Here is a 7,702-nt window from a genome sequence, read left to right as displayed (position 1 = left end):
CTCTTATCAGATTATAACGTGTAAAATACCTTTTGGCACTTAAAAACAGCACGGTCATTGTGCTTAGTGTTGTTGCGGTATGTCCTGACGGGAATGAGTTGGGGTCAATCGACGAGGTAAGGACATTGACGTGTTCGAGAACAAGAAACGGACGGGGCTGTGAGAAGAGAATTTTTGCAAAGGCGGTAACCACAACTGTCAAAATCAGGGAAAGGGCCAAAAGCTTCACAAGCCCCCAGTATTTGCCAAGGCCGAAAACATCCTTCCGGCTAAGTATAAGCAGTATTGCCAGAAGTATGGCATAGAATGTCAGCCCTCCCAAATCACTGAGGTGGGGCATTATAAAATCAAGGTGCGGATGGCTGAGGCCATTGTTTATCAGATAGAAAATTTCAACATTGATGTTCATTAATCTTAATTTAATCAATCTCGTTAATACCTATTGTCATTTTAAAGTTGCAAAATATTTAAATACATTTTAAATTATATCAATTAATATAGAATTTAGGGAGGACATTAAGATGGCTGATAAAAAAGCTCCTGCAGATGGCTGGCCTGTTATCAGTGGGGATTACATTGTAGGTGATCCTGAAAGTCCTGTTGCAGTAACCACATTAGCTTCTCACATTGAAGCTGAATTATCCGGTGCAGCTATTGCAGGTCCATGTAAAACAGAAAACTTAGGAATAGAAAAAGTAGTTGCAAATATTATTTCAAACCCTAATATTCGTTTCTTAATATTAGCTGGTGCTGAAGTGCAAGGTCACATTACCGGTCAAAGTATTCAAGCATTATACGATAACGGTGCTGACCCAGATAAAAAGAAAATTATTGGTGCTACAGGGGCTATTCCTTTCGTAGAAAATGTTCCTCTTGACGGTATTGAAAGATTCCAAAATCAATTAGAAATTATTGATTTAATCGATACTGAAGATATTGGAGCAATTCAATCAAAAATTAATGAATGTGTAGAAAAAGATCCAGGTGCTTTTGAAGAAGAAGCTATGGTTATTTCTGTTGATGACGACGATGGAGAAGAAGACGAAGGAGAAGCAGTAAAAGTTGTTTCTGCTGAAACTGGTCTTATCGAAGCAAGAATTAGGGATATTAACACTAAAATTGACATGGTCGGTGCTATTCAAAGAAATATGGCAGGTAATTATGCTGGTAAAGTTCAAGGTATAATGATCGGATTAGCTTTCACTTTAATCGTTGGAGTTTTATTCTTGATTATCTAAGGAGGATTAATTATGGTACAAATTTCAAATAAACCAAATATAAATGGAATGAAAACTGCAGCAGATGATGCAGAGTACAGTTCAAAACTCCTTGCAAGAGAAGGTAAATTATTTGCTGGTTTACTCGCAACCAGATTTAAAGGATTTGCTATAGGTGCTTGCATAGCAACACTTTTAATCGTAATTATTCCTTTCATTGCAAAAGCAGCAGGATTATAGAGGTGTTATTATGAGTGAAGAATCAGTACCTCAAGTAATGGTTTCCTCAGATGATTTCAACCAAATTGTTGCTAAATTAGATGAAGCAGAAGAAAAAGTTGATTTCACTGTTGGGGAATACTACCAACGTTTAGGCCAACAAACTGGTAGAGATGTTGGTATATTATATGGTATTATACTTGGATTAATTATTTTAGTTGTAGCTATTAAATTTGGAATAACTACAATGCTATCTACCTTATTATAGGAGGTTTATACTTATGTTTAGATTTGACAAAGAACAACTCGTCGTAGATATTGCTGGCGTAAAAATGGGAGGACAACCTGGTGAATACCCTACCGTTTTAGCAGGAACAATCTTTTACGGCGGACACAAAATTATTAGTGATGAAAAAGCAGGGGACTTTGATAAAGACGCTGCTGATGGATTAATTAAAACAATGGAAGAAATGTCTGATGTAACCGGAAACCCTTGTGTTATACAAAACTTCGGTGCTACTGCAGAAGCTATGGTAAAATACTTAGAATTTGTAGGAGACGTCAGTGACAAACCTTTCCTTATAGACTCAACTGCAGCTGCTGCAAAAATCGCAGGTGTAGAGTATGTTCAAGAAGTCGGATTAGCTGAAAGAGCTGTTTACAACTCAATCAGTATGGCTGCAGAACCTGGCGAAATTGAAGCTCTCAAAAACTCTGACATCGATGCATCCATCTTATTAGGTTTCAACCCAATGACTCCAGGTGTAGAAGGTAAAATCGAAATCTGGGAAACTGGTGGAGCTGTAATCGACCAAGGTATCCTTGAAATGGCTGATGAATGTGGAATCACTAAACCATGGATGGATGTAGCAGTTACTCCATTAGGTCAAGGTGCAGGACCTGCTGTAAGAACCGCTTACGCTGTAAAAGCTAAATGGGGATACCCAGTAGGATCCGGTATTCACAACGTACCATCCGCATGGGACTGGTTAAGAGCATACAAAAAAGAACACAAAGAAGCATGGCCTGTTTGTGATATTGGTTCAAACATTGTTCAACAAATGGCTGGTGGAGACTTCGTTCTTTTCGGACCTATCGAAAACTCCAGACTTGCATTCCCTGCATGTGGTATGGCAGATATCATGATTGCTGAAGCAGCAAAAGATATCGGTACCGAACCTATTGAAGAACACCCAATTAACAACTTATTATAGATAATGGGGTCTAGATTAGATGATTAGTTTCATCTAATCATTTTTTTCTATTTTTTTTAACTTTTTTTCAAACAATTTTTTTCACATTATTTTAATAAAATTTATATTATCTTAAAAAGAGATTATTAATTAACTTTATATTGGAGAGGTTGATAATGTCTTTTTTAAGTAAAATTTTTAATAGAGGTCCTAAACCTATTATTGCTCATTCTAAAGAAGGTAATTTAGCTAGTTTAAGAGCTCAAAGAGCAGGTCCAGCAAGTCCAGGAGCTGTGAAAAAGCCAGATACTTTTTATGTCACTGCTTCTGTTGAATTAGGTAACACTACTACAAAATCTATTGTTATGGCTACTAATTTAAATACTAGTGAGTCTTATTTGCTTAACAAAACAGTGAAAATGACTAGGGATATCCGAAAACCTAAACCAAATGAAGAAGTATTCGGTAAGACAGTTTGGGGTATTGAACTTTCTAAAGAATCCGTAACTGAGCTTATTAGGGATACTGTTTTAGAATCACTTAAGAAATGTCAAGTTGATAAAGATGAGGATTTGGATTTTGTTGTAAGGTCAACTGGTGTAACTGCAGGTTTTGCAACTGCTGAAGAAGCGGGTCAACTTATTATTGCTCTTGCAGATGGCTGTCTTGAGGCAGATATTCCACCACGTAAGATGTCTCCTGCAATGACTATCTCACAACTTCCTGAAAGATTGCAAAAACATTCTCTTTTAGAAAATATCATGTTTGATGGGGCTGTTGTTAGTGTAGTTCCTCCTCAAGGTAAAGAGACTGTTGCAAATGAAATGGAAGGTGAACTTGTTACTGCTGGAATTAAGTTAGGTGCAAAATGGACTGATGTTGACTATAGAAATCCTTGTGTCTCATTGGATTTCGGTTCTACATTGGCAGGACGTATTGTTAATGACAATGAACCTTATGCTAATACTGTTGGTAACTTTTTAGGACTGGCAGGTGTTGTAAGCGACTCTTTAGCGAGGGGTTCTGGTAAAATAGATAAGAAAAATGGTGCTGCTTTAGATTTATATTCAGATAAAGCAATGAAAAAAGCAGATCATAAAAAAGCTGAAGCTAATGCACTTGAAGCTCATAAATTGGTCAATATTACTAAAGTTCCATTGGATGTTGAAAGATTCGGAACTGTTCCTGTAAATCCTGAAGCTGCTGAAAAAGCAGGCACTACATTAATTGGTTGTGATGTAGGATTTAATGGTGATAAACTTCCTGAATTAATGGAATTGGGTGCACAATTCTATGATGCGGATGGTCTTCCAACCTTGCTTTCAACTTTGGATTATGTAAGCAGAAATATTGTTACTCGTGTTTTAGATGTTGCATTTGAGGAAAATGTGATTGTTCCAGGTTCTGCTTTAGGTATTACAGGTAGGGCAGGTATCACAGGACGCAAACCTCAGCTTATTCTAGAAGCTGTTCAGGACAAGTTTGAAAATATTGTATTTGTTGAAGATGGTCTTGCATTAGGTTCCGCAATTATGGCTCGTTGTATGAACTCTATGGGTACTCCTAAAGTTCCTATTGGAGGTAAACAAGGAGGAAGATGTATCCTTAAAGATCGTATGAAAATGGCGGGTGGAAAATTCGCTTAAATTCATGTGATTTTCAATGATTTATGCAATTTTGATGGCCGGAGGTATGGGAACAAGACTTGAAGTTCCCTGCGAAAAACCTCTCTTTAAATTATGCAATAAGCCATTAATTAAATATGTGCTTGACAATCTCAAACCATCCAAATTAATCGATGAAATCGTTATTGCTGTTAGTCATCATACTCCCGAAACAACAGAATATTTGCAATCTCTAGATGAGGATTTTCAGATATTGGATACATCAGGAGACAGTTACCTAACAGACTTGTCTTTTATTTTGGATTATTTCGAAAAAAAATCAGATAAAGACATTCTACTTTTTATTAATGCCGATTTACCTTTCATATCAACTGAAACTATTGATTATGTTTTACAATATTATCTTGAATGCGGCAAAGATGCCCTATCAACTTTAGTTCCCGTTGAGATTTTTAAGGATTTGGGGCTTAATTATTCATATGAATTTAATGGTTATGTTCCTTCAGGATTAAATGTTTTAAGAAGCATTAATATTGTTCAGGATGAAGCTCAATTAATTATCCCAAAAAGGGAATTGGCATTAAATATAAATACCCTTTTGGATAGTAAAGTTGCAGAAAAATTGTACCAAGAATATTATATTTAAATATAATGAAATTAAATATTTATATAATTAGATTTAATTTTTATCAGGTGATTAAATGGAAAATAAACAACAACAAATTCCTAAAAGAGAAGAGAAATTATGGAGTGAAATTAAAAATTATCAAGTAGCTACCAACAATGCACGTATCCTTGGAGTATTAGATGAATTAATCATCAATGAAAAAACTGGTAAAATTGTTGATATTGCTATTAGAGTAGAAAGTGACCGTAATATCCATGTAAAAGGTGCTAAAAGGAATGGAGACTTATTATTAGTTCCTTTTGCTAAAGTTGAAAAAGTCGGCGAATTTATTATTGTAACTGAATAATTTCAGTTATTCTCTTTTTTCTTATTTTTTTTTACTATTGTTAACTATTTATATTTAGTAATGCTATAACTATAATAGTATAACAAATTCATATTTAATTTTTAAAAGGTGATTATATGTTGCTTGAAATAGAAAATTTAGGAGTTGAGGTTTCCGGCAAAAGGGTTTTAAAAGATGTGAATCTCTCTATTGCTGAAGGCGAAACTCATGTTCTTTTAGGACCTAATGGTGCTGGTAAAAGTACTTTGTTTTTAACTATTTTGGGTTTTCCACAATATGAAGTAGTTCAAGGTTCCATTAAATTTAAAGGTCAGGATATTACAAAATTAACTACTGCTGAAAGAGTTAAGTTAGGTATTGGAGTAAGTTTTCAAACACCCCCTTCAATTAGAGGTGTTTCCGTAAGAGATTTATTAAAAATAGAATCTCATCAGGATATGGACGAAGAATTAAATCCTAGAATGCAACAATTAGCAAAACAGCTTAAGTTTAGTGATGAATTTTTAGACAGAGATGTTAATTTAGGATTTTCTGGGGGAGAAGTAAAACGTTCTGAAATTTTACAGTTATTAGCTCAAATGCCAGATTTCACCATGTTTGATGAACCAGATTCCGGTGTGGATATAGAAAATGTTGAATTATTGGCTTCTGAAATAGGTACTTTGCTTGATAAAGATAAACCACAGGGTGCAAGAAAAAGAAGTGGACTTTTAATTACTCATTTAGGTTACATTTTAAACTTTGTAAATGCTGATAAAGCCCATGTTCTAATCGATGGAGTAATTTCTTGTTCTGGAAATCCTGTTGAAATTTTAGAAGACATTAGAAAAAACGGTTTTAATGGATGTGTTGAGTGTGCGCAATGTTTATGAAGATGCTCAAAGAGCTAAAGATAAAAAAGCAGCTTTAGGTGCTGATATTACTATTGAAAATTTCACTGATGAGACTGTAAATGCTTTGGACATGATTGATGATTTGAATGATTTGGACAAGCAAACTAAAAAAGATCTCCTGCAGGTTGGTGTAGATACCAATGAGGAAAACAGGTCAGGTTCATTTTTACAGGTTGACCAGAGTAATATTTTCACAAATAATTCTATGTCAAGTTCCATTGAAGTAATGAATATAGGCATTGCTTTAGAAAAGTACAACTGGCTTGAGGATTATCTTTGGAATGTTGTAAAACCTGATGCAGATAAATACACAGCAAAAACTGCTTTAAGAGAACAGGAAACTGGTGTAAAAAGCGGTTACTTTGTAAGATCACTTCCTGGAACTAAAGAAGTAATGCCTGTACAAGCATGTATGTTCATTAGTGATGAAGACATTATGCAGACTGCACACAATGTCATTATTGCTGAGGAAAATTCAGAGTTGCATTTAATCACTGGATGTGCAACTGGAGATGATGTAGGTTCAGCAATGCACGTGGGCGTGTCTGAAATGTATTTAAAACCTGGTTCCAAAATCACTTTTACTATGGTTCACAATTGGGCTGAACAAGTTGAAGTACGTCCTAGAACAGGTGTCAAAGTTGGCGATAATTCAACTTATATTAACAATTACATTTTAACTAGTCCTGTAAGTACTATCCAATCATTCCCTACTGCTTATTGTGATGGTTTAAATTCAAGAGCAATTTTCCAAAGTATTCAAGGAGGTAAAAAAGATTCCATTATCGATGTTGGATCAAGAGTTTTATTGAATGCTAAAGGTGCCAGAGGAGAAGTTATCTCTAGAGCTGTTGCTCAGGATGAATCTAAAATATATGCAAGAGGACACTTAGCTGGAACTGTTCCTGAAGTTAAAGGACATTTAGAATGTCATGGGCTTGTATTGTCTGATGATAGCTTTATTTATGCAGTTCCTGAACTTGAAGCTAGTTCCGCAAACTTGGAAATGTCTCATGAAGCGGCAGTTGGTAAAATTTCAGAAGATGAAATTAATTACTTGACTTCAAGAGGAATAGCTGAAGAAGATGCAGAATCCATGATTGTAAGAGGATTTTTAAACATGGACATCACTGGTCTTCCTGACGAATTAGCTGAGCAAACTCAAAGAATGATTGACATGAGTCTTGATGGAATGTAATTCCATCTATTTTTTCTTTTTTTCTTATTTTAACTTATTTTATCTGTTTTTGAAAAATCTTGTTTTATAGTATATAAACTTTTTGAATTTAATTTCTAAGTAACCTTTATATTAATTATAAATGAAATATATTAATCAGTACATAATGTAATGCTGAGCTAGCTCATTACGTACAGAAATTGTGATTTTAAGGCATACCTAAACAGTAAGTCTTAAAAAAAGGATTTTAAAATTTTTTAAAAAACTTTAAAATTTGAATTTGAAAGACGTTAGTTTTTTAAATTCGCAAAAAAATATTTATAGAGGAGGAGAAACTCTATGGCTGATGATGTAAAAATTGTAATGTTTTGTTGCAACTGGTGTTCCTATGGAGGAGCAGACAC

10 protein-coding genes and 1 pseudogene are annotated in these 7,702 nt (G+C 34.5%); 10 read left to right on the top strand and 1 reads right to left on the bottom strand.

The window, feature by feature from the left end:
- A partial coding sequence (locus tag ACJMLH_RS10555) for a phosphatase PAP2 family protein (protein ID WP_405277480.1) occupies positions 1 to 229 on the bottom strand: 229 nt, incomplete at its 3' end.
- Positions 230 to 521: 292 nt separating this feature from the next.
- Here ACJMLH_RS10555 and mtrA point away from each other — a divergent pair.
- The 10 genes and pseudogenes from mtrA to ACJMLH_RS10505 all read left to right on the top strand — a co-directional run.
- On the top strand, positions 522 to 1,238 hold the full coding sequence (mtrA, locus tag ACJMLH_RS10550) for a tetrahydromethanopterin S-methyltransferase subunit A (protein ID WP_405277478.1): 717 nt from the start codon (positions 522 to 524) through the stop codon (positions 1,236 to 1,238).
- A 12-nt stretch (positions 1,239 to 1,250) separates the two neighbouring features.
- Positions 1,251 to 1,457, top strand: coding sequence for a tetrahydromethanopterin S-methyltransferase subunit F (locus ACJMLH_RS10545; protein WP_405277476.1), 207 nt, complete (start codon positions 1,251 to 1,253; stop codon positions 1,455 to 1,457).
- A gap of 10 nt (positions 1,458 to 1,467) precedes the next feature.
- Positions 1,468 to 1,704: a tetrahydromethanopterin S-methyltransferase subunit MtrG gene (gene mtrG, locus ACJMLH_RS10540; RefSeq protein ID WP_405277473.1), complete on the top strand. Its 237-nt coding sequence runs from the start codon at positions 1,468 to 1,470 to the stop codon at positions 1,702 to 1,704.
- A 13-nt stretch (positions 1,705 to 1,717) separates the two neighbouring features.
- Positions 1,718 to 2,650 (top strand): tetrahydromethanopterin S-methyltransferase subunit H, encoded by a 933-nt coding sequence (gene mtrH, locus ACJMLH_RS10535; RefSeq protein ID WP_405277470.1) that lies wholly within the window; start codon positions 1,718 to 1,720, stop codon positions 2,648 to 2,650.
- A gap of 155 nt (positions 2,651 to 2,805) precedes the next feature.
- Complete coding sequence (locus tag ACJMLH_RS10530) at positions 2,806 to 4,275, top strand: methanogenesis marker 14 protein (RefSeq protein ID WP_405277467.1); 1,470 nt, start codon at positions 2,806 to 2,808, stop codon at positions 4,273 to 4,275.
- Between the two features lie 16 nt (positions 4,276 to 4,291).
- A complete protein-coding gene (locus ACJMLH_RS10525) occupies positions 4,292 to 4,900 on the top strand; it encodes an NTP transferase domain-containing protein (RefSeq protein ID WP_405277464.1) in 609 nt (202 codons plus the stop codon).
- 55 nt (positions 4,901 to 4,955) lie between these two features.
- On the top strand, positions 4,956 to 5,228 hold the full coding sequence (locus ACJMLH_RS10520) for a PRC-barrel domain-containing protein (RefSeq protein ID WP_405277461.1): 273 nt from the start codon (positions 4,956 to 4,958) through the stop codon (positions 5,226 to 5,228).
- A 116-nt stretch (positions 5,229 to 5,344) separates the two neighbouring features.
- The gene (locus ACJMLH_RS10515; protein WP_405277459.1) at positions 5,345 to 6,100 is read left to right on the top strand and encodes an ABC transporter ATP-binding protein; all 756 of its coding nucleotides are present in this window, start codon (positions 5,345 to 5,347) and stop codon (positions 6,098 to 6,100) included.
- A complete protein-coding gene (locus tag ACJMLH_RS10510; RefSeq protein ID WP_405277457.1) occupies positions 6,069 to 7,319 on the top strand; it encodes a SufB/SufD family protein in 1,251 nt (416 codons plus the stop codon). Before ACJMLH_RS10515 ends, ACJMLH_RS10510 begins: the two co-directional genes overlap by 32 nt.
- Before the next feature lie 318 nt (positions 7,320 to 7,637).
- A pseudogene (locus ACJMLH_RS10505) lies at positions 7,638 to 7,702 on the top strand (methyl-viologen-reducing hydrogenase subunit delta); the annotation flags it as partial.

The sequence above is a fragment of the Methanobrevibacter sp. genome (assembly GCF_045116495.1).
In the GTDB taxonomy this organism is placed as follows: domain Archaea; phylum Methanobacteriota; class Methanobacteria; order Methanobacteriales; family Methanobacteriaceae; genus Methanocatella.
The sequence above is the reverse complement of the archived record's forward strand: the minus strand, read 5'-3'. Positions and strand labels throughout refer to the sequence as shown.